Below are 21,948 nucleotides of genomic sequence, written 5' to 3'. Positions count from 1 at the left end.
CCGAACCTGTGTACGTGGATATCTCGCTTACGCAGGTCTAAGACTGCCATGCTCACGCCCTGCGGCCTGCATCGGCATGGGCGTCGGAGCCCTCAGCGCCTCAACCGTGCGGCGTGCGCTGGGCCCGACGACGGCCGCCCACTCCTGTGGTGCCCCGGCCAGCCAGCCCGCGACCAGCGCACCGAACCCGGGCACCTCGCGGACCAGTGCGACGAGCCGCCGGTCGAACAGGGCGGCCCCTTCCGGGGTACGCACGAGGAGCATCCCGGTCCGGTGCACCAGCGTCCTGGTGCGCACCGGCGACCGCGTCGCGCATCCGGCCGCGGCGGCCCGCAGCAGGGCCTCCAGGACCACCGGGTCCGGAGTCCCCCCGCGCTGCTCGGCGTCCAGCAGCACCTCCAGGAGCTCGTCGCGGGTGGCCTGCGACGCGGGGCTGCCGGGCGAGGCGAGCACCGCGGCCAGCGATCCCCGGACCGGCGCCGCCGCCGGACGGTCCCGGAGCAGCCCGGTGAGCAGCGGCAGCAGCAGGGCGCGGGCGGCGGGCCCGTGCTCCAGGCGGCGGTCGAGGTACGCGGCGGTGTGCGCCGTGTCCTCCGGGTGGCCCTCGGCGTAGGCGCGTACGAGTCCGGCGGCGTGCAGCGCCAGCTCCGGGGCGTCGATCCCGGCCAGGGCCCGCAGCACCTCGCCCGCGCCCTGGTCCGGCCGCGCGAGCCGGTCGCGGTAGGCGGTCACCACGATGTCCGCGTGCGTGGGCAGGGCGGCGGCGAGCGCGGCGGCGGGCACGCGCACGTCCTGCGGGCCCTCGGCGACGAAGGCCCGGACGGCCTGCGGGAGGTAGCGGGCCCGGGTGCGGGGGTCCGCGACGAGCAGGGAGAGGACCGGCCCGTGCAGCTCGCTGTCGGCCGGGCGGGCCAGCACCGCGAGCACGGCCCGGCGCACCCGGTCGCGGTCCGCGTCCAGGGTCAGGCGGGGGGCGGCGAGCGTCGCGTACGAGACGGCGGCGACCCGGCGCGCGCGCCGGTCCTCGTCCCCGGCCCACCGCTCGACGGCCCGGCACAGCGCGGCGGGCTCGTCCTCGGCGAGCGCGGCGAGCAGCTCCTCGGCCCGGGGGTGCCCGGCGTCGACGAGCGCGTCGGTCAGCTCATCGGCGGCGAGGTCCCGGCGGGCGTACAGGAGGGCCTGCGCGGCGGCGGCGACGGTGGGGCGGCCGGGGACGGCGTCCGCGGGCCGCTCCTCCGCTCCGGCCTCGGCGTCCACGGGCGGTTCCGCCCCGGCGGACGGCAACGGGCGGTCGTCCGTGAACCAGGCGCACAGGAGGGGCTGCACCGTACGCGGATGGGCGGCGAGCCGCCGGGCGACGGCGTCGAGGAACCGCGCTTCGCCGCCCCCCTCCCCCGGCGGCCCGTCCGCCGGGACCAGACGGCGGAAGAGGTCCATCCGGTCCGCCTCGGGCAGCCGCAGCTCCCGCCAGAACCAGGGCCCGAAATCCGCGTACGCCCCGCACGCGCCGCCCCCGCCCGCCTCGGCGGAACTCCGCACGACGCGCCCGGCGAGCAGCCGGAGCACACCGAGGTACGGGCGGGCGTCGGGCACCCTCAGCAGCGTCTCGGCGAGCAGGCGCGCGGCCCACCAACGCGGGTCGGAGAGAGGCAGGGCCCGATCGCCGTCGGCCGCCTCCGGCAGCCGGTCCAGCGCCTCGATGAGGTCCGCCAGCCGGTGGGCCAGGGCGGCCGTGCCCTGGCGGCGGGACAGCAGGAGCAGCGCCTGGATCACCGGGCCGATCCGGTGCCGGGGCACGGGCAGGCTGCGCGGTCCGGCCGGAAGCGGGTCCTCGGCCGGTTCGCCCCGGCGGGGTCGCGGCACCCGGGCGTCGTCCTCCGCCGGCTCCGCGTGCCACCGGTGCACCAGCGCCCGCAGGGCCGCGTCCAGATCGAGGTGCGTGCTCTGGATCCAGTCCCCCACCTCCTCGTGGGCGAAGCGGTAGCCGGCACCGGCCGGGACGAGGAGCCCTTCGGTGAGGACCGCCGGGGCCCACCCCGTACGCCAGGGGAACAGCTCCTCGAAGGCGGCCCGGTCCAGCTCGCCCTGTCCGGGTCCGAGGCAGCGGCGGGCCGCCTCGTGGACCTGTCCGGCCACCCGGGCCGCCAGGCGCCGCACCGCGGCCGGCCCGGGGCGGCTCCCGGCGGCGACGCGGACGGCGACGCGCAGGCACATCAGGTCGAGGTGGGCGGCGAAGACCTCTTCCGTGCCCGGGCGCCCGGGCGTGCCCGGCGGCAGGGCCTCGCGTACCTCCGCGAGCAGGCGGAGGGTCAGCGGGTGGCGGTCGTGGCCGGCGGCGAGGGCGTCGGGCGGGAGGCCGAGCCCTTCCCGGGCCCGTTCGGCCTGGCCGGCGGTGAAGTCGGTGACGCGGACCGCCGGAGGAAGCCGCCGGGCGGGCCTGGAAGGGCGGTGCAGCGCACCGGGCGGGTAGAGCGCGCCGGCCGTCTCCCAGTGCTCGGGGCGGCAGCCGACGACGAGCCGGACGCCGTTCTCGCGGAGCCAGCGGGCCGTGCCGGTGGTCCAGGCGGCGAGCCGGTGGGCCAGGACGGGCGGCATCTCCTCCGGGGCGTCCAGCAGGACCAGCAGCGGGACGCCGGAGCCCGCGGCCAGCCGGGCCACCCGCTCGGGCGTGGCGCTCGCCATGTCGCCCGGGGCCCCGGCGGCGCCGACGATCCGTCCGGCCTGCTGGAGCGTGCGCGCGACGGCGTCGGCGACGGAGGTGTCGTCCGCGAGGAGGTCGGCGCCGCGCAGCCACAGCGTGGGCGCGGGCACCGGGCCCGTCGCCCGGCGCGCGGCGATCGCGGCGAGCTCGGTGGTGCGGCCGGTGCCCGGCTCGCCGACGAGACCGAGGACCGCGGGCGATTCCCCGGGGCCGGCCGCCGCGAAGGGTCCGGCCGCCGCGAACGCCTCGGACTCGGCGCGGACGTCGGGCCGTTCCACCGGCTCGTGGCGCTCGCCCGGGCCGCCCGCCGAGCCGACGGACATGGCGGTGAGCTGGAGGGCGCCGGCGAGGTTGAGATCGGGGCCGTAGCCGGGGACGGTCGCCGCGTTGCGCCGCAGCAGCTCGCCCAGCGGCCCGTCGGCGGGTGCCCCGGCCAGCGGCGCCGCGCAGCCGGCGGTGGCGTGGGAGGCGCGCAGGGCGAGCCCGAGGACGGCGATGACGGCCCCGCTGTCCGGGTCGAGCACGGGCCCGCCCACCGCCGCGCCGCCCAGCCGGAGCGCGTCGCTGCCGTCCGTGCCGAGGGCCAGTTCCAGGGCGCGGTCGATGCGGTGGGTGCGGCCGCGACTGGTGTACGTGACCGGCGTGCGGCCCAGGACGCGCGCCTCGCGCAGACCGTGCGCGGCGACCGTCACATACGTGCCGGGGTCGATGCGCTCGCGCAGGCGGATGGGCAGCGGCCGTACGCCCAGGGTGCCGGGGCCGCCCGTGGGCAGGAGGGCGATGTCCCATTCGGGCACGGCGGTGATGTCGGCTGCGTCGACGCGGTGGCTGCGGCCGTCCGTGCCGTGCAGCAGGAGATGCGGAAGGCCGTCGACCGCCTCGTGACTGGTGACGACCGCGCCCCGGTCGTCGGCGACGAAGCCGGTTCCCCGCGGCCGGCCGGCCGGATCGCACAGTCGTACCAGCGTCGCCCGGTCCCCGCATCCCATGATCCGACGGTAGGCCGCCGAAGATCCCCGCGCGGACCACACCGGGCGAAAGCGCCCCCGTCACCCCCCTGATTCACTCCGAGCGCCTGCCCGTTGGGGTGAATCAGGGGCGTTCGGTGGACAGAAAGGGGTGGGGGACCGTGGAGCGGGCACAGGGGGCTCTGCCCGCTCCACGATGGAGGGCCCGTACGCGGGCCGACACCCGGTCAGGCGAAGACGGCGAGGCTCTTGGCCTTGCCCTTCTGCTCCTCGACGAGGACCAGGAACCGCCCGTCCGGCCCGAAGACGGCGACCGGCCCCGGCGGGTACGCGGGCATGTCCAGCCGTACGCCGTTGAGCAGCAGCTTCGCCCGCTTCTCGTCCACGTCCCAGCGGGAGAACGCCGACGCGGCGGCCTCGGCCACCGGCATCACGGTCAGCTCCTCCTGGTGCTGGTCCAGCGTGCGCGCGGCGTCCAGCCCGTACGGGCCGACGCGGGTGCGCCGCAGGGCGGTCAGATGGCCGCCCACGCCGAGCCCGGCGCCCAGGTCCCGGGCGATGGCCCGGATGTACGTCCCCGAGGAGCAGACCACCGAGACGACCAGGTCGAGGACCTGCGTTCCGTCCTCGGCGACCGCCTCGCGGACGTCGTACACGCGGAAGGACGAGACGGTCACCGGCCGCGCCGGGATCTCGAACTCCTCGCCGCCGCGCACCCGCGCGTAGGAGCGCTTGCCGTCGATCTTGATGGCGCTGACCTTGGACGGCACCTGCATGATGGCGCCGGTCAGGGCGGCGACCCCGGCGTCGATCGCCTCGCGGGTGACCCCGGAGGCGTCGGCGGACGAGATGATCTCGCCCTCCGCGTCGTCCGTGACCGTGTCCTGGCCGAGCCGGATCGTGCCCAGGTACTCCTTCTCGGTCAGTGCGAGGTGGCCGAGGAGCTTGGTGGCCTTCTCGACGCCGAGCACGAGCACACCGGTCGCCATCGGGTCCAGGGTGCCGGCGTGGCCGACGCGGCGGGTGCGGGCGATGCCGCGCATCTTGGCGACGACGTCGTGCGAAGTGAAGCCGGACGGCTTGTCGACGATGACAAGGCCGTCCGGCGTCCTGTTGTTCTGCGTTGTCATTCGGAGGCGGTGTCCTCGTCCTCCGGCTTGCGGTACGGGTCCGCGTCGCCGGCGTACGCGGCGCCCGAGGACGCCTCGCGCACCTTGGCGTCCGAGGCGCGCGCCCGGTCGAGCAGGTCCTCGATGGCCCGGGCGTTCTCCGGGAGGGCGTCCGCCACGAAGGTGAGCGTCGGGGTGAACTTCGTCCCCGCCGCCGAGCCGACCGCCGAGCGCAGGATGCCCTTGGCGCTCTGCAGACCGGCCGCGGCGCTGGCCCGCTCCTCGTCGTCCCCGTAGACCGTGTAGAAGACCGTGGCCTCCCGCAGGTCACCGGTGACCCGGACGTCCGTGATCGTCACGTGGGTCCCCAGGCGCGGGTCCTTGATGCCGCGCTGCAGTTTCCCGGCGACCACCTCCTGGATGAGGTCCGCCAGCTTCTTAGCCCGCGCGTTGTCGGCCACTGGTCCGTCTCCTTCTTGACTTGCTCAATCGTCTTCGTCGCTGTGCAGCCGCCGTCGTACGGACAGCAGTTCCACTTCCGGCCGGGCGGCGACGAGGCGCTCGCACCGGTCGAGTACGTCTGTGAGGTGCCGGGTGTCCCCGGAAACCACGGCGAGGCCGATCTCGGCCCTGCGATGGAGATCCTGCCCGCCCGTCTCCGCCGCGCTCACCGCGTACTTGCGCTGGAGTTCGGCGACGATCGGACGGACCACGGAACGCTTTTCCTTCAGCGACCGTACGTCGCCGAGAAGCAGGTCGAAGGACAGTGTCCCCACATACATGTATGCCCGGATGTCCCGCCGGTTCGGGTTCGCGCCCCGCCGATGATCGGAAGGGACACAAGAACCGTACACGGAACGGCCGGGGCCGATCGACGGAAATAGGTCCCGTCGACCGGCCCCGACTGTTGAGGTACGGGTCAGCCTCGCGGCTTCTCGCGCATCTCGTACGTCGCGATGACGTCGTCGATCTTGATGTCGTTGAAGTTTCCGAGGTTGATACCGCCCTCGAAGCCTTCGCGGATCTCGGTGACGTCGTCCTTGAAGCGGCGCAGACCGGAGATGGTGAGGTTCTCCGCGACGACCTTGCCGTCGCGCAGCAGGCGCGCCTTGGTGTTGCGCTTGACCTCGCCGGACCGGACGAGCACACCGGCGATGTTGCCCAGCTTGGACGAGCGGAAGATCTCGCGGATCTCCGCCGTACCCAGCTCGACCTCTTCGTACTCCGGCTTGAGCATGCCCTTGAGGGCCGCCTCGATCTCCTCGATCGCCTGGTAGATGACCGAGTAGTAGCGGACGTCCACACCCTCGCGGTCGGCCATCTGCTGCGCACGCCCGGCGGCGCGCACGTTGAAGCCGATCACGATGGCGTCGGAGCCGGTCGCCAGGTCGATGTCCGACTCGGTGACCGCACCCACACCGCGGTGCAGGACCCGGATGTCGACCTCTTCACCGACGTCGAGCTGGAGCAGCGAGGACTCGAGAGCCTCCACCGAACCGGACGCGTCGCCCTTGATGATGAGGTTGAGCTCCTGGACCAGACCGGCCTTGAGCGCCTCGTCCAGGTTCTCCAGGGAGAACCGGACACCCTTGCGGGCGAAGTTGGCGTTGCGCTCGCGGGCGGCACGCTTCTCGGCGATCTGGCGGGCCGTACGGTCCTCGTCCACGACGAGGAAGTTGTCGCCGGCGCCCGGGACGTTGGTGAGACCCAGCACGAGGACGGGGGTCGACGGACCCGCTTCCTCGACGTTCTCGCCCTTGTCGTCGAGCATCGCGCGGACACGTCCGTAGGCGTCGCCGACCACCATCGTGTCGCCGACCCGCAGGGTGCCTCGCTGGACCAGGACGGTCGCGACGGCGCCGCGGCCGCGGTCGAGGTGGGACTCGATCGCGATGCCCTGCGCGTCCTGCTCCGGGTTGGCCCGCAGGTCGAGCGAGGCGTCGGCGGTGAGGACGACGGCCTCCAGCAGCTGGTCGATGTGCAGACCCTGCTTGGCGGAGATGTCGACGAACATCGTGTCGCCGCCGTACTCCTCGGCCACCAGACCGAACTCGGTGAGCTGACCGCGCACCTTGGTCGGGTCGGCGCCCTCGACGTCGATCTTGTTGACCGCGACCACGATCGGCACGTCGGCCGCCTTGGCGTGGTTCAGCGCCTCGATCGTCTGGGGCATCACACCGTCGTTCGCCGCCACCACGAGGATCGCGATGTCGGTCGACTTCGCACCACGGGCACGCATGGCGGTGAACGCCTCGTGACCCGGGGTGTCGATGAAGGTGATCCGACGGTCCTCGCCGTTGACGTCCGCGGAGACCTGGTAGGCACCGATGTGCTGGGTGATGCCGCCGGCCTCGCCCGCGATGACGTTCGTCTTGCGGATCGCGTCCAGGAGTCGCGTCTTACCGTGGTCGACGTGACCCATGACGGTCACGACCGGCGGACGCGGCACCAGGGCCTCGTCGCCGCCCTCGTCCTCGCCGAACTCGATGTCGAAGGACTCGAGCAGCTCGCGGTCCTCCTCCTCCGGGCTGACGATCTCCAGGACGAAGTTCATCTCGTCCGCGAGGAGCTTCAGCGTCTCGTCGGAGACGGACTGCGTGGCGGTGACCATCTCGCCGAGGTTCATCATGACGCCGACCAGCGAAGCCGGGTTGGCGTTGATCTTCTCGGCGAAGTCGGTGAGCGAGGCACCGCGCGACAGCCGGACGGCCTGTCCGTTGCCGCGAGGCAGCATCACGCCGCCGACCGACGGGGCCTGCATGGCCTCGTACTCCTGGCGCCTCTGCCGCTTCGACTTGCGGCCACGACGCGCGGGACCGCCGGGACGGCCGAAGGCGCCCTGCGTTCCACCACGGCCACCGGGGCCGCCGGGACGTCCACCGAAGCCGGGACGGCCGCCGAAGCCGCCGCCACCGCCGGGACGGCCCGCGCCGCCACCGCCGCCACCGGGACGGCCGGCGAAGCCGCCGCCACCGCCGCCGGGACCGGCCGGACGACCCGCGAAGCCGCCGCCACCGGGACGGCCCGCGCCGCCCGGACGACCGCCACCGCCGCCGCCGGGACCGCGGCCACCGCCGGGGCCACCACCGGGACGCGGGCCGGCAGCGGGACGCTGCGGCATCATGCCCGGGTTGGGTCGGTTACCACCGGGGCCGCCGCCCGGACGGGGCGCCTGCGGCCGGGGCATGCCGCCCGGGGTCGGACGCGGCGCGCCACCCTGGCCCTGCGGGCGCGGGGCGCCACCGGGGCCACCCTGCGGACGCGGGGCGCCGGGGCGCTCCTGGCCGCCACCGGGACGCGGGGCGCCGCCGGGACGGGGTGCCTGCGGACGGGACATGCCCGTCGAGCCACCGGAGGTGAAGGGGTTGTTGCCCGGACGGGGACCGGCCGGACGGGCGCCGGGGCGCGGGGCGCCCTGGCCGGCGGGACGCGCGGGGCGCTCGCCGCCACGGCTGCCGTCACGGCCGCCGTCGCGCTGGCCGCCACCCTGCTGACCGGCCGGGGCCGGACGCGCGGGACGGGGGCCGGGGGTCGCGCCTGCGGGGCGCGGTGCCTGCGGCGCGGCCGGCTGGGCCGACGCCGGGGCCGAGAACTCCGCGGCGGGCACCGGCGTGACCGGGGCCTTCGGCGCGGGCTTCGGGCCCGGACGCGGGCCGGAGGCCGGCGCCGCCGGGGCGGAGGGGGTGCTGCTCGGGGCCTCGGCGGCGGCCGGCTTGGGGGCCGGGGCGCCGGGCTTCGGGGCAGCGGGACGTGCCGCGGGGGCCGGAGACGGCGCCGCGGGCTTGGCGGGGGCGGCCTTGCGAGGCGCGCCCGGCTTGGCAGCGGGCTTGCCGGCGTTGCCGCCGGGCCCCTGCAGTGCGTCAGTCAACTTGCGCACGACCGGCGCCTCGATCGTCGAGGACGCCGAACGGACGAATTCACCGAGTTCTTGGAGCTTGGCCATGACGACCTTGCTCTCCACGCCGAACTCCTTGGCGAGTTCGTATACCCGGACCTTAGCCACTTCGCTCCTTTTAGGTCCGGGTTACCGCCGGACCGTCGCTACTTCATGGGCGTACTCATCGCGTACTCATCGAGTGCTCATCGCAATCTCGACCTACTTCCAACTCGCGAGGTACCTGACCGCACGGGGACCCGTGCCGTTCATTTCTTACGGTGTCACCCGCTCGACGAACCGCTGTACCGCGGTCGGGTCGAACGGCCCCTTGGCCTTGAAGGCCCGGGGGAATGCCCGGCGGCGAACCGCCAGGTCCAGACAGTCGGGGACGGGATGCACGTACGCACCCCGGCCGGGCAGCGTACCGCGAGGATCGGGGACGCAGGCGTCCCCGTCCGCGACGATGCGCAGCAACTCGTTCTTGGCCGCCCGCTCCCGGCATCCCACACAGGTTCGCTCAGGGCAAGCGCGGGCGTGCGTCCGGCCAGACACGGTTAAGTCTACCTCCCCGCACCGACCTCACCCCTTTGGGGCAAAAATCGAACGTACGTTGTCGTGATCTCAGCGACGTGCCGAGGGGATCTATTCCCCCCGGCGCCGCTCAGGGCCCGTCAGCGCCGGTCCGAGCGCTCCCGGGCCCGCTCGGCCCGCTCGCGGTCGGCGACGTCGCGCTCGGCGTCCGTCTCGGTGTCCGGGCGGATGTCGATGCGCCAGCCGGTGAGCCGGGCGGCCAGGCGGGCGTTCTGCCCCTCCTTGCCGATCGCCAGGGAGAGCTGGTAGTCCGGCACGGTCACCCGGGCGGAGCGGGCACCAAGGTCAACGACCTCGACCTCGCTCACCCGTGCGGGTGAGAGCGCGTTGGCGACCATCTCCGCCGGGTCGTCCGACCAGTCCACGATGTCGATCTTCTCGCCGTGCAGCTCGGCCATGACATTGCGCACACGTCCGCCCATCGGGCCGATGCAGGCGCCCTTGGCGTTGAGCCCCGAACGGGTCGAGCGGACCGCGATCTTGGTGCGGTGACCGGCCTCGCGGGCGATCGCGCAGATCTCGACGGAACCGTCCGCGATCTCCGGGACCTCCAGCGCGAAGAGCTTCTTCACCAGGTTGGGGTGGGTCCGCGACAGCGTGACCGAGGGGCCACGCACACCCTTGGCGACGCGCACCACGTACGTACGCAGTCGCAGGCCGTGGGTGTACTCCTCGCCGGGCACCTGCTCCTGCACCGGCAGGATGGCCTCCAGCTTGCCGATGTCGACCAGGACGTTCTTCGGGTCCTTGCCCTGCTGGACGACGCCGGTGACGACATCGCCCTCGTGGCCCGCGTACTCGCCGAACGTGCGGTCGTCCTCGGCGTCGCGCAGACGCTGGAGGATGACCTGCTTGGCGGTGGTGGCGGCGATCCGGCCGAAGCCCGACGGGGTGTCGTCGAACTCCTTGGGCTCCTGCCCCTCCTCCAGGTCGGCCGGGTCCTCCTTGGCCCACACCGTCACATGGCCGCGCTCGTCCAGCTCGACACGCGCCCGGCGGTGGCTGCCGTCGGTGCGGTGGTACGCGATGAGGAGGGCCGACTCGATCGCCTCGACGAGGACGTCGAACGGGATCTCCTTGTCCTGCGCCAAGCCCTTCAGCAGCTTCACGTCGATGTCCACGGCTACGCCTCCTCTTCCTTCTTGTCCTTGCGGTTGAATTCCAGCTCCACGCGGGCCTTGGCGATCTCGTCGAAGGCGATCCGGCGGGCGGTGGGCTTGCGGCCCTTGACGCCCGGCACCTCCAGGTCGAGACCGTCCTCGTCCACCGCGAGGATGCGGGCCACCAGTTCGCCGCCCTCGCGCAGGGTCAGCCCGGCGAGGCGCCCGGTGGCGCGTACGTAGTGGCGGTGCTCCGAGAGCGGGCGGTCGGCGCCGGGTGAACTGACCTCCAGGACGTATTCGTCCTCGCCCATCACATCGGTCTCGTCCAGCTTCGCGGAGATCGCGCGGCTCAGCTCAGCGCAGGTGTCCAGCTCGACACCCTCATCGGAATCCACGACGATCCGCAGCACTCTGCGGCGGCCTGCCCGGGAGACTTCGATCTCTTCCAGCTCCAGCTGCTCGGCGCTGACGAGCGGTTCGACCAGCCCGCGCAGCCTCTCGCTCTGGGTGGTGCTCATCCGGGTGACTCCTCGGCCGCGTGTGCTGTTGTGGGGATCTCGCGTGTCTGGTCAAAGGGTATCCGGTCGCAAGGGGTGTTGCTGTCCGCCGGTCCCCCGAGCGCGGGTACGCTCACAGGCGGTGATCACTTCCGGACAGATCCAGTCAAGACAGGTCCAGCCCGAAGGAGAGCAAGTGCGGCGTACGGGGACGACGCGCAGGGGCGCGCTCGCGGCGACGGGCGCGCTGGCCGCCGGGGCGGTGCTGTCCGGCTGCGGAAGCGACGACGACACGGGCGCGGGCACCAAGGGCTCCGCGCACGGCGGCACGCGGACCGCCGCCGACGGGACGTCCTCGGTGCGCGCGGAGAAGGCGCTGCGCACCAGCGCCACCCGCACCACGGCGGCCCTGCTCGCCGGTTACGAGCACACGCTGCGGGCCCACCCGACGACCGCCACGGCCCTCACCCCCCTGCGCGACGCGGTCCGCGCCCATCTCACGGCGCTCTCCCCGGAGAAGACCCCGGCGCTCGGCACGGCCCGTTCCCGCGCCACCGGCCCCGCCGCCGCGGTCAGGGAACTGGCGGCGGCCGAGCGCTCCGCCGCGGACGCCTGCACCGCGCTGCTCATGGAGGCGCCCGGGGAGCTGGCCCGGCTGCTGGCCTCGGTCGCCGCCGCCTGCGCGGCGCACGCCTACCTGCTGACCGAACTGGCCAAGGAGACCCCGGCATGAGCGACGGCAAGAGCGACGGCCCGCTGGAAGCGGCCCAGGCGGCACTGGCCGCCGAGCACGCCGCCGTCTACGGCTACGGGGTCGCGGGCGGCCGGGTCGCGGCGGATCGCCGGGCGGAGGCCACCGCCGCGTTCCACGCCCACCGCGCCCGCCGCGACGCCCTGGTGCGCACGGTCCGGGACCTGGGCGGTGAGCCGGTGGCCTCGGACGCCGCGTACGCTCTGCCGTTCGCGGTGCCGGACGCGGCGGCGGCGGTCCGGCTCGCCGCGGTGATCGAGGACCGCGTCGGGTACGTCTACTCCGACCTGGTCCGGGCCGCCGACGGATCGCTGCGGCGCAGCGCGGCGGACGCGTTGCGGGAGGCCGCGGTACGCGCGGCGCGCTGGCGCGGCGGCGGCGTACCCTTTCCCGGGCTCGCGGAGCGGGCCGGGGCGAAGGCCGGGACGGACGCGAAGGCCGGAGCCGGTGCCCGGCGCTGACACGGGCGCACGGGAGAAGGCGTGAAAGGGAACACGGCACGTATGGGTTTTGAACCGCCGCAGCGTCTGGTGCGAGCGCTCGGGGAGTCGTACGGGGATACGGCCGCCGGGGACTGGCTCGCGGGGCTTCCCGCACTGACCGAGCAGGCGCTGGCCGCGACCGGCCGCGCCCCGGTCGTGGAACGGGTGGCGGCCCCCGGCGGGCGCAGCAGCCTGGTTCTGCTGGTCCGGGGGGCCGACTCCACCCCGGCCGCCCTGAAGCTGGCCCCGTCCGGTGCCGCGCCGGAGCTCGAACAGGCGGCGCTGGCGCACTGGAACGGCTGGGGCGCGGTGCGGCTGCTCGACCCCGCGGACGGCGGACGGCCCGTGGCGGGCGCGCTGCTCCTGGAGCGGCTGCACCCCGAGATGTCGCTGCGCTCGCTGCCGGAGGCGAAGGCGCTCCTGGAGGCGGCCGGGACGGTGCGCCGGCTGTGGGTCGACCCGCCGGCCGGGCACGGCTTCGAGACGGTGACCGAGCGGACCGGGCGGCGGGTGGAGGCCATGCGTGCCGCCGCCGCGTCCGATCCCGCGCTCGAACCGCTGGTCACCGCCGCGCTGGCGACCCGCGACGAGCTGGTCGCCGGCTCCCCCGAGACGCTGCTGCTGCACGGCAACTTCCGGCAGAGCAAGGTGCTCGCGGGTGAACGGGCGCCCTGGCTGACCGTCGGCCCCGAGCCGCTGGTAGGTGAGCGGGCCTATGACCTGGCGCGGCTGGTCCGGGACCGGGTGGAGGACCTGATCGCGTCGCCCGCGGGGGCGACGACGGCCCGGCGCAGGGTCAAGAAGCTCGCGGACTCGCTGGACGTGGACCAGGAGCGGCTGCACGGCTGGACGCTGTTCCGTGCCGTGGAGTCGGGCACCCGGGCACTGGCGGCCGGGCGCCGCCAGGAGGGCGAAGTGACCCTCGAGTTCGCCGGCTGGCTGTAGACGAACGTCGGGGCCCCGCACGGAAGTTACCGTGCGGGCCCCCTACGTGTGCGGAGGTCAGTCCTGCTGCTCGGAGAGGCGGGCGATGGCCTCCTCGACCGTCAGCTCCTCGCGCTCGCCGGTGCGGCGGTCCTTCAGCTCCAGGACGCCTTCGGCCGAGCGGCGGCCGGCGACCAGGATCTTCGGGACGCCGATCAGCTCGGAGTCGGTGAACTTGACGCCGGGCGAGACGCCGGCGCGGTCGTCCACCAGGACGCGCAGTCCGGCGGCGGCCAGCTTGTCGGAGACCTCCAGGGCCAGTTCGGTCTGGAGCGCCTTGCCGGCGGCGACGACGTGGACGTCGGCCGGGGCGACCTCGCGGGGCCAGCACAGGCCCTTGTCGTCGGCGGTCTGCTCGGCGAGGGCGGCCACGGCGCGGGAGACGCCGATGCCGTACGAGCCCATCGTGACGCGGACGGGCTTGCCCTGCTGGCCGAGCACGTCGAGCGCGAAGATGTCGGCGTACTTGCGGCCGAGCTGGAAGATGTGGCCGATCTCGATGGCGCGGTCGACCTGGAGGCCGGTGCCGCACTTGGGGCAGGGGTCGCCCGCCTCGACCACGACGACGTCGAGGTAGTCGTCCACCTCGAAGTCGCGGCCCGCGACGACGTTCTTCGCGTGCTTGCCGTCCTTGTTGGCGCCGGTGATCCAGGCGGTGCCGGCGGCGACGCGGGGGTCGGCGATGTAGCGGACCTTCTCCAGGCCCTGGGGGCCGACGTAGCCGCGTACGAGGTCGGGGCGGCCCACGAAGTCCTCGGCGGTGACCAGCTCGACCACGGCCGGGGCCAGGTGCTCGCCCAGCTTGCCGAGGTCCACCTCGCGGTCGCCGGGGACGCCCACGGCGACGATCTCACCGTCGACCTTGACCAGCAGGTTCTTCAGCGTGGCGGAGGCCGGGACGCCGAGGTGGGCGGCCAGGGTCTCGATGGTCGGGGTGTCGGGGGTGTCCAGCTCCTCGACGGGGCCGGTGCCCGAGGCGTCGCCGGGGGTGGCGTTGAAGGTGACGGCCTCGGTGTTGGCCGCGTAGTCGCAGTTCGGGCAGTCCACGAAGGTGTCCTCGCCGGCGGGTGCCGGGGCCAGGAACTCCTCGGAGGCGGAGCCGCCCATGGCGCCGGACACGGCGGAGACGATGCGGTGGTCCAGGCCGAGCCGCTCGAAGATGCGGATGTAGGCGCCGCGGTGCAGCTGGTACGCCTCGACCAGGCCCTCGTCGGTGGTGTCGAAGGAGTACGAGTCCTTCATCTGGAACTCGCGGCCGCGCAGCACTCCGGCCCGGGGGCGGGCCTCGTCGCGGTACTTGGTCTGGATCTGGTACAGGATGACCGGCAGGTCCTTGTAGGACGAGCACATGTCCTTGACGACCTGGGTGAAGATCTCCTCGTGCGTGGGGCCGAGGAGGTAGTCGGAGCCCTTGCGGTCCTGGAGCCGGAACAGCAGGTCGCCGTACTCGTCGTACCGGCCGCTCGCCTCGTAGGGCTCCTTGGGCAGCAGCGCGGGGAGCAGGACCTCCTGGCCGCCGATGGCGTCCATCTCCTCGCGGACGACGCGGGTGATGTTCTCCAAGACCTTCTTGCCGAGCGGCAGCCAGGACCAGATTCCGGCGGCGGTGCGTCGTACGTAGCCGGCTCGGACGAGGAGCTTGTGGTTGAGCGTCTCGGCGTCCGCCGGGTCGTCGCGCAGTGTCTTGATCATCAATCGGGACATGCGCTGGACCTGGGCCATGGTGAACTCCTGCTCGGAAGGGTGATGGGCCCGAGGTTAGCGGGGCGGCCCGTGCGGGCGGAAATCCATTCAGCGCGCGCGGCGCAGGGGCAGGGGCGCTCCCATGACCGCGTACGGCCTGGGAGCGCTGGGGAAGACCACCTGGCGGGCCAGGTCCTGGTAGCCGAGGGAGCGGTAGAGGCCGCGGGCCGGGCTGTCGGTGTCGATCGCGGAGAGGATCGAGCGGGGCTGGGCGACGGCGTCGGTGATGGTGGTGATCAGGGTGCGGCCGACGCCGCGGTTCTGGAAGTCCGGGTGGACGTGGAGCTCGGTGATCACGAAGGCGTCGTCCAGCCAGTGGGCGCTGCCGGTGGCACGGAGGTAGGGCTCGACCACGGTGGACCACCAGTGGCCGCGGTCGTTGGGCATGCCGTAGACGAAGCCGACGAGCCGGCCCCCGGGTGTCAGGGCGCCGAGCGCGCGGGCGTGCGGGTGGTCGAGGTGCCGGAGCACGATGTGCCGGCGGACCTCGACCTCGCCGGCGCTCAGGCCGAAGGCGACGGCCTGGACGGCCAGTGCCTCGTCGACACGGGCCGCGAGGTCGATCGGCCCGACCCGGACGCCGGTGGTGCGGGGGCCGCCCCCGGAATCTGCTGCCATGGGCCGACCCTACTGGCCGGGCCGCCCGGGGTCTTTCGTTTGGATCAGGCCGGATCAGGCAGGGGGCGTGGTGCGCGTGGCTGCGAGGCGGAGGCCGGCGGCGACGCCGGAGGGGGCACCTCCCTGCTCGGGCGAAGCCGGGAGCTCGGGGGGAACGCGTGCCACGCCCCGCGAGCCCGGCGTGATCCGGACGAAAGGCCCCCTGGGCGGGGGCCGGTCAGAAGAGCACGCTCATGAAGGCGCCGGTCTCCCGGAAGCCGATGCGGCGGTACGCCTTGCGCGCGGGGGTGTTGTAGTCGTTCACGTACAGGCTGACGACCGGGGCGACGTCGGCCAGCGCGTACCGCAGCACGGCGGCCATGCCGGTCTCGGAGAGGCCGCGGCCGCGGTATTCGGGGGCGACCCACACGCCCTGGATCTGGCACGCCTGGGGGGTGGTGGCGCCGATCTCCGCCTTGAAGACGACCTTGCCGTCGTCGATCCGGGCGAAGGAGCGGCCGGCGCCGATGAGTTCGGCGACGCGGGCCTGGTAGAGGAGTCCGCCGTCGCCGGCGAGCGGGGAGACGCCGACCTCCTCGGTGAACATGTCCACGCAGGCGGGCATGAGGATGTCCATCTCGTCCTTGCGGACGCGGCGGACCAGGGGGTCGGGTTCCACGTCGGCGGACGGGCTCTCGGTGACCATGAGGGGCTGGTTGGCCCGGACGTCGCGGGCGGGGCCCCAGCCCGGTTCGAGGAGGCGCCACAGCTCGGCGGTGGGCTCGGCCGGGCCGACGATCGAGGAGCAGCGCCGGCCGGCCCTGCGGGCGCGGTCGGCGAAGGCGCGGACGGCTTCGGGGCCGGCGCAGATGGGGACGAGGTTGGCGCCCGAGTAGCACAGGGAGCGGAGCCGGCCGTCGGCGTACCAGCCCCACATCTCGCCGCCGAGGCGCCAGGGGTCGAGTCCGGCGATCTGGACGCGGGACGTCACGAAGGCGTTGGCCACGGGCTCGCTCTCCAGGATGGCGAGCGCGGCACCGAGGTCGCTGGGTTCGAGGACCCGGGTAGTGGTGTGCGTCAACACGAGGGGGCCTCACCATGCGGTCTGCTGATTTCCGCACTGTAACCGAAGAGCCTGAGCGACGCCGCACGTGCCCGGGATCGGCTGTGCGCACCCGTCGTGGGGCCACGCGCGGCAGCGCCCCGCCGAGGGTTCCTCGTGGGGCGCTGCCGGGGGTTCCAGGGGGGGGGTCAGCTGATGGAGACCTCGGGCTCGCCGGAGGCGATGCCGTCCTTCTCCATCTGCTCGGCGATCTTCATGGCTTCCTCGATGAGGGTCTCCACGATCTTCGACTCGGGCACGGTCTTGATGACCTCGCCCTTGACGAAGATCTGGCCCTTGCCGTTGCCGGAGGCGACGCCGAGGTCGGCCTCGCGGGCCTCGCCGGGGCCGTTGACGACGCAGCCCATGACGGCGACGCGCAGCGGGACCTCCATGCCCTCCAGACCGGCGCTGACCTGGTCGGCGAGCTTGTAGACGTCGACCTGGGCGCGGCCGCAGGAGGGGCAGGAGACGATCTCCAGGCGGCGCTGGCGCAGGTTCAGCGACTCCAGGATCTGGATGCCGACCTTGACCTCCTCGGCGGGCGGCGCGGAGAGCGAGACGCGGATGGTGTCGCCGATGCCCTCGCTGAGCAGGGCGCCGAAGGCGACGGCCGACTTGATGGTGCCCTGGAAGGCGGGGCCGGCCTCGGTGACGCCGAGGTGCAGCGGGTAGTCGCACTGGGCGGCGAGCTGGCGGTAGGCGTTCACCATCACGACCGGGTCGTTGTGCTTGACCGAGATCTTGATGTCGCGGAAGTCGTGCTCCTCGAAGAGGGACGCCTCCCAGAGCGCGGACTCGACCAGCGCCTCGGGGGTGGCCTTGCCGTACTTCTTCAGCAGCCGGGCGTCCAGCGAGCCCGCGTTGACGCCGATCCGGATCGGCGTGCCGGCGTCCTTCGCGGCGCGCGCGATCTCCTTGACCTTGTCGTCGAACTGCTTGATGTTGCCCGGGTTCACGCGCACCGCCGCGCAGCCGGCGTCGATCGCGGCGAAGACGTACTTCGGCTGGAAGTGGATGTCCGCGATCACCGGGATCTGCGACTTGGACGCGATGGTCTTCAGGGCGTCCGCGTCGTCCTGCGTGGGGCAGGCCACACGCACGATCTGGCAGCCGGAGGCGGTGAGTTCGGCGATCTGCTGAAGCGTCGCGCCGATGTCCGACGTACGGGTCGTCGTCATCGACTGCACCGAGACGGGGGCGTCCCCGCCGACCGCAACCGATCCGACCTGGATCTTCCGGCTGGCCCGCCGTTCGGCGAGCTTGGTCGGAACGGCGGGCATTCCGAGAGAAATCGCAGTCATGCGCTGAGCATCCCCAAGGTGTGGATCGAGGTCCCGGTATCGGCGGGCTCCGGCCTTCGAGGTTACGTCACCGGGGGCGGCCGGGAGCACACCGCGTCCGGCCCCGTACGGAATGTCGGCCCGCCGGACGCACCCCGCACACCGCCGGCCACTCGCGGTGCACCGGGCGCGTCCGGCGTGCCCGGGTCAGGTGATCTTGACCGGGTTGACCACGTCGGCGACGAGGACGAGCAGGGTGAAGCAGATGAAGACCCCGGCGACCACGTAGGCGACGGGCATCAGCTTGGCGACGTCGAACGGGCCGGGGTCGGGGCGCTTGAAGATCCGGGCCGTGTTCCGGCGCAGCGCCTCCCACAGGGCCCCCGCGATGTGGCCGCCGTCGAGCGGGAGCAGCGGCAGCATGTTGAAGAGGAACAGCGAGAGGTTGAAGCCGGCCAGCAGGAACAGCATCATCGCGATCTGGTTCTCCGCCGGGACGTCCAGCGTCATCACCTCGCCGCCGATGCGCGCCGCGCCGACGACGCCGACCGGGGAGTCCGCCGCTCGCTCGCCGTCGCCGAAGGCGGCGTCCCACAGGGCGGGGATCTTGGAGGGAAGGGCGATGATCGACTCGACGCCGTTCTCCACCATGTCGCCCATGCGGACGACCGAGTCACCGAAGGAGAGCGGGAGGATCTTCGTCTGGGCGGCGAAGCCGAGGTAGCCGGCCGTGACGAATTCGCCGGCGACCGCCTCGCCGTGCGAGTCCTTCTTGGCGACGGCGTTCTTCAGGAGGACCGCGTGCAGGTCCTTCTCCTGTCCGTCGCGTTCCACCGTGATGGTGGCGGGGCCGATGGTGTCGCGGATGCGGTCGGAGAGGGCATCCCAGGAGTCCATCCGCTCGCCGTCGAAGGCGACGATCCGGTCGCCCTTCTTCAGCCCGGCGGCCTGCGCGGGCGAGACGGCGTCGGACTTCTCGCAGGTCTCGCGCTTCGCGCTCTGCGGAATGACGCACTTCTGGACGCCCGCGACCTCGGTGGTGTTGGTCTGGAAGCCGAAGGACATGGCGACGCCGAGGAAGATCGCGACGGCCAGCACGAGGTTCATGAAGGGGCCGGCGAACATCACGATGACGCGCTTCCACGGCTTGCGGGTGTAGAAGAGGCGGTCCTCGTCGCCCGGCTGCAGCTCCTCGAAGGAGGCGGATCTGGCGTCCTCGATCATGCCGCGCCAGGGCGAGGTGGAGCGGGCCTCCAGCTTCCCGTCGGGGCCGGGCGGGAACATCCCGATCATCCGGATGTAGCCGCCGGCCGGGATGGCCTTGATGCCGTACTCCGTGTCGCCCTTCTTGCGGGACCAGATGGTGGGCCCGAAGCCGACCATGTACTGGGGGACGCGGATGCCGAAGAGCTTGGCGGTGGAGAGGTGTCCCAGTTCGTGCCAGGCGATGGAGAAGAGCAGACCGAACGCGAAGACGGCGATGCCGAGAATCGTCAGCAGGATCGTCGTCATGCTCATGCGCGTGCCTCCGCAATGGCCTTGGCCGAGAGTTCCCGGGCCCGGGTCCGCGCCCAGGTCTCCGCTTCCAGTACGTCCGCGACGGTGAGAGAAGTTCCCGAGGCGGGCGTTCCGTGTTCGCCCACCACCGCGGTGACCGTGTCCATGATGCCGTTGAAGGGCAGCTTCCCGGACAGGAACGCGTCGACGCACTCCTCGTTGGCCGCGTTGAAGACGGCGGGCGCGGTGCCGCCCAGCCCGCCGACGTGCCGGGCGAGGCCGACGGAGGGGAAGGCTTCGGTGTCCAGCGGGAAGAACTCCCAGGTGGACGCCTTCGTCCAGTCGAAGGCGGGCGCCGCGTCGGGGACGCGCAGCGGCCAGCCGAGGCCGATGGCGATCGGGCCGCACATGTCGGGCGGGGTGGCCTGGGCGAGCGTGGATCCGTCGGTGAACTCGACCATGGAGTGCACGTACGACTGCGGGTGGACGACGACCTCGATGCGGTCGAAGGGGATGTCGTAGAGCAGGTGCGCCTCGATGACTTCGAGGCCCTTGTTGACGAGGGTGGCCGAGTTCACGGTGATGACCGGACCCATCGCCCAGGTCGGGTGCGCCAGGGCCTGCTCCGGGGTGACCTCGGCCAGCTCGCTCCTGGTCCGGCCGCGGAAGGGGCCGCCGGACGCGGTGACGACGAGCCTGCGCACATCGGCGCGGGTGCCGCCGGCGAGCGCCTGGAAGAGCGCGGCGTGCTCCGAGTCGACGGGGATGATCTGCCCCGGGGCGGCCAGCGCCTTGACCAGGGGGCCGCCGACGATCAGGGACTCCTTGTTGGCGAGCGCCAAGGTGCGGCCCGCCTTCAGGGCGGCCAGGGTGGGGGCGAGGCCGATGGAGCCGGTGATCCCGTTGAGCACGGTGTGGCAGTCGCTCGCGGCCAGCTCCGTCGCCGCGTCGGGTCCGGCGAGGATCTCGGGGAGCGGCTCGCCTGCCCCGTACTCCTGGCGCAGCGCCTCGCGCAGGGCGGGTACGGCCTCGGGCGAGGCGACGCCGACCGTGCGCACCTTCAGCAGGCGGGCCTGCTCGGCGAGGAGGGCGACCCGGCCGCCGGCCGCGGACAGCGCGGTGACGCGGAAGAGGTCGGGGTTGCGCAGCACCAGGTCGATGGCCTGGGTGCCGATGGACCCGGTGGAGCCGAGGATGACGAGATCCCGGCGTCCTTCCACGGCGTCGAAGACGAGGTGCGGGTCGGCGAGAGGGGCAGGGCTGTCGGTCATGCGCCCCATTGTCGCCGCTCCCTCTGTGTGCGGGGACAGGGTGTCCCGGGTTGCCCCGTCCGTGTCCTCCGTCCCCGCGTCGCCCCTCAGCGGGTGGCGGCGGCGAACGCCTCGTGGAAGCCGGGGAACGTCTTGCGCACGCAGCCGGGGTCGTCGTAGGTGATGCCGGGGGTGCGCAGGCCGGCGACGGCGAACGACATGACGATGCGGTGGTCGCCGTGGGTCTCGATCTCGACGGGCCTGGGCGTGCCCGGCCGGATCTCGATCCAGTCGGGGCCCGTGGTGACCGTGATGCCCATGCGCCGCAGGTTGTCCGCGCACGCCTCCAGCCGGTCGCACTCCTTCACGCGGGTGTTGCCCACGTCCTCGATGCGTACCGGCCCCGAGGCGAAGGGGGCGATCGCGGCGAGCGTGGGCATGGTGTCGGAGATGTCGCGCATGTTGACGGTGAGGCCGCTCAGGGTGCCGGTCGAGCGGACCGTGGTGGCGCCGTCCTTCGTGGTCACGTCGGCGCCCATGCGGCGCAGGACGTCGGTGAACCGCAGGTCTCCCTGGAGGGCGCCCTCGCCGAGTCCGGGGACGGTGATCTCGCGGCCGGTGAGGGCGGCGGCGGCGAAGAAGTAGCTCGCGGTGGAGGCGTCGGGTTCGACGGCGTAGGTGGTGGCGCGGTAGCCGCCGGGCTCCACGGTGAAGACGGCGCCGTCGGGGCCGCTCCGGGTGACCCGGGCGCCGAAGGAGCGCATCATCGCGAGGGTGATCTCGATGTAGGGAGCCGAGACGAGGTCGGTGACGGTGATCCGCAGCCCGGTCGCGGTGAGCGGGCCGAGCATCAGCAGGGCGGTGAGGTACTGGCTGGACTGCCCGGCGTCCAGGGTGACTTCGCCGCCCTCGATGCCCGCGGCCTCGATGCGCAGCGGGTGGTGGCCCTCGGCCTCCTCGTGGCGCAGGTCGACGCCGAGGGTGCGCAGGGCCTCGGTGAGCGGGGCCAGGGGGCGGCGGCGCATCTGCGCGGAGGCGTCGAACCGGTAGCTGCCGCGGGCGCCGGCCGCCGCGAGGGTGGGCAGGAAGCGGGCGGTGGTGGCCCCGTCACGGCAGTAGACGTCGGCCTCGGTGGCGGCGGGCCCGGCGGGGCGGCCGGTGATGTGCCAGGCGTCCGCCTCCTGCTCGACCTCGTAGCCGAGCGCGGTCAGCCCGGCCGCGAACCCCTCGGTGTCGTCGGAGCTCAGCGGGCGTACGAGCGTGCTGCGGCCGTTCGCGGCGGCGGCCAGGAAGAGGGCGCGCGCGGTGACGGACTTGGAACCGGGGACATGGATGACGGTCACGGGCGTCCATCCTGCCGTGGACCGGGACGTGCGGCGGGGGGGGGGGGGGGGGGGGGGGGGGGGGGGGGGG

Annotated in this window: 18 protein-coding genes; 3 read left to right on the top strand and 15 right to left on the bottom strand. The window is 73.4% G+C overall.

Annotation, left to right across the window (positions count from 1 at the left end; genetic code table 11):
* Nucleotides 1–27 precede the first annotated feature (27 nt).
* The 8 genes from ACN6LM_RS20375 to rimP form a co-directional block, all read right to left on the bottom strand.
* On the bottom strand, nt 28–3,690 hold the full coding sequence (locus ACN6LM_RS20375) for a trypsin-like peptidase domain-containing protein (RefSeq protein ID WP_445066810.1): 3,663 nt from the start codon (nt 3,688–3,690) through the stop codon (nt 28–30).
* A 206-nt stretch (nt 3,691–3,896) separates the two neighbouring features.
* The gene (truB, locus tag ACN6LM_RS20370; protein ID WP_445066809.1) at nt 3,897–4,799 is read right to left on the bottom strand and encodes a tRNA pseudouridine(55) synthase TruB; all 903 of its coding nucleotides are present in this window, start codon (nt 4,797–4,799) and stop codon (nt 3,897–3,899) included.
* Nucleotides 4,796–5,239, bottom strand: a complete 444-nt coding sequence (gene rbfA, locus ACN6LM_RS20365; protein ID WP_445066808.1) for a 30S ribosome-binding factor RbfA — start codon at nt 5,237–5,239, stop codon at nt 4,796–4,798. Before rbfA ends, truB begins: the two co-directional genes overlap by 4 nt.
* Nucleotides 5,240–5,263: 24 nt before the next feature.
* On the bottom strand, nt 5,264–5,560 hold the full coding sequence (locus tag ACN6LM_RS20360; protein ID WP_018521454.1) for a DUF503 domain-containing protein: 297 nt from the start codon (nt 5,558–5,560) through the stop codon (nt 5,264–5,266).
* A gap of 137 nt (nt 5,561–5,697) precedes the next feature.
* The gene (gene infB, locus ACN6LM_RS20355; RefSeq protein WP_445066807.1) at nt 5,698–8,781 is read right to left on the bottom strand and encodes a translation initiation factor IF-2; all 3,084 of its coding nucleotides are present in this window, start codon (nt 8,779–8,781) and stop codon (nt 5,698–5,700) included.
* A 147-nt stretch (nt 8,782–8,928) separates the two neighbouring features.
* Nucleotides 8,929–9,207: a YlxR family protein gene (locus ACN6LM_RS20350; RefSeq protein WP_328902681.1), complete on the bottom strand. Its 279-nt coding sequence runs from the start codon at nt 9,205–9,207 to the stop codon at nt 8,929–8,931.
* 119 nt (nt 9,208–9,326) lie between these two features.
* Nucleotides 9,327–10,367 carry a transcription termination factor NusA gene (gene nusA, locus ACN6LM_RS20345; protein WP_018102330.1) on the bottom strand — a complete coding sequence of 347 codons (1,041 nt, stop codon included), beginning with the start codon at nt 10,365–10,367 and terminating at the stop codon, nt 9,327–9,329.
* Between the two features lie 2 nt (nt 10,368–10,369).
* On the bottom strand, nt 10,370–10,867 hold the full coding sequence (rimP, locus tag ACN6LM_RS20340; RefSeq protein WP_445066806.1) for a ribosome maturation factor RimP: 498 nt from the start codon (nt 10,865–10,867) through the stop codon (nt 10,370–10,372).
* Nucleotides 10,868–11,042: 175 nt separating this feature from the next.
* Here rimP and ACN6LM_RS20335 point away from each other — a divergent pair, with 175 nt between their 5' ends.
* From ACN6LM_RS20335 to ACN6LM_RS20325, 3 genes are read left to right on the top strand one after another with little or no spacing between them, the layout of a single operon-like run.
* On the top strand, nt 11,043–11,579 hold the full coding sequence (locus ACN6LM_RS20335; RefSeq protein ID WP_445066805.1) for a hypothetical protein: 537 nt from the start codon (nt 11,043–11,045) through the stop codon (nt 11,577–11,579).
* Complete coding sequence (locus ACN6LM_RS20330) at nt 11,576–12,058, top strand: ferritin-like domain-containing protein (protein WP_445066804.1); 483 nt, start codon at nt 11,576–11,578, stop codon at nt 12,056–12,058. The genes ACN6LM_RS20335 and ACN6LM_RS20330 overlap by 4 nt, the downstream gene beginning before the upstream one ends.
* Before the next feature lie 42 nt (nt 12,059–12,100).
* Nucleotides 12,101–13,024: an aminoglycoside phosphotransferase family protein gene (locus ACN6LM_RS20325; RefSeq protein WP_445066803.1), complete on the top strand. Its 924-nt coding sequence runs from the start codon at nt 12,101–12,103 to the stop codon at nt 13,022–13,024.
* Between the two features lie 57 nt (nt 13,025–13,081).
* Here ACN6LM_RS20325 and ACN6LM_RS20320 read toward each other — a convergent pair whose 3' ends face one another.
* From ACN6LM_RS20320 to aroA, 7 genes are all read right to left on the bottom strand, one after another.
* Entirely contained in the window at nt 13,082–14,785 is a 1,704-nt protein-coding gene (locus ACN6LM_RS20320) for a proline--tRNA ligase (RefSeq protein ID WP_445066802.1), read from the bottom strand.
* 69 nt (nt 14,786–14,854) lie between these two features.
* On the bottom strand, nt 14,855–15,424 hold the full coding sequence (locus ACN6LM_RS20315; RefSeq protein ID WP_445066801.1) for a GNAT family N-acetyltransferase: 570 nt from the start codon (nt 15,422–15,424) through the stop codon (nt 14,855–14,857).
* 217 nt (nt 15,425–15,641) lie between these two features.
* Nucleotides 15,642–16,487 (bottom strand): GNAT family N-acetyltransferase, encoded by an 846-nt coding sequence (locus ACN6LM_RS20310; protein ID WP_445066800.1) that lies wholly within the window; start codon nt 16,485–16,487, stop codon nt 15,642–15,644.
* Between the two features lie 167 nt (nt 16,488–16,654).
* Nucleotides 16,655–17,809, bottom strand: a complete 1,155-nt coding sequence (ispG, locus tag ACN6LM_RS20305) for a flavodoxin-dependent (E)-4-hydroxy-3-methylbut-2-enyl-diphosphate synthase (protein WP_164399522.1) — start codon at nt 17,807–17,809, stop codon at nt 16,655–16,657.
* A 186-nt stretch (nt 17,810–17,995) separates the two neighbouring features.
* On the bottom strand, nt 17,996–19,306 hold the full coding sequence (locus ACN6LM_RS20300) for a M50 family metallopeptidase (RefSeq protein WP_445066799.1): 1,311 nt from the start codon (nt 19,304–19,306) through the stop codon (nt 17,996–17,998).
* Nucleotides 19,303–20,565 (bottom strand): 1-deoxy-D-xylulose-5-phosphate reductoisomerase, encoded by a 1,263-nt coding sequence (dxr, locus tag ACN6LM_RS20295; RefSeq protein ID WP_445066798.1) that lies wholly within the window; start codon nt 20,563–20,565, stop codon nt 19,303–19,305. Before dxr ends, ACN6LM_RS20300 begins: the two co-directional genes overlap by 4 nt.
* A gap of 77 nt (nt 20,566–20,642) precedes the next feature.
* A complete protein-coding gene (aroA, locus tag ACN6LM_RS20290) occupies nt 20,643–21,878 on the bottom strand; it encodes a 3-phosphoshikimate 1-carboxyvinyltransferase (RefSeq protein WP_445066797.1) in 1,236 nt (411 codons plus the stop codon).
* Nucleotides 21,879–21,948 lie beyond the last annotated feature (70 nt).

The organism is Streptomyces sp. SAS_281, assembly GCF_052542855.1.
The sequence above is the reverse complement of the archived record's forward strand: the minus strand, read 5'-3'. Positions and strand labels throughout refer to the sequence as shown.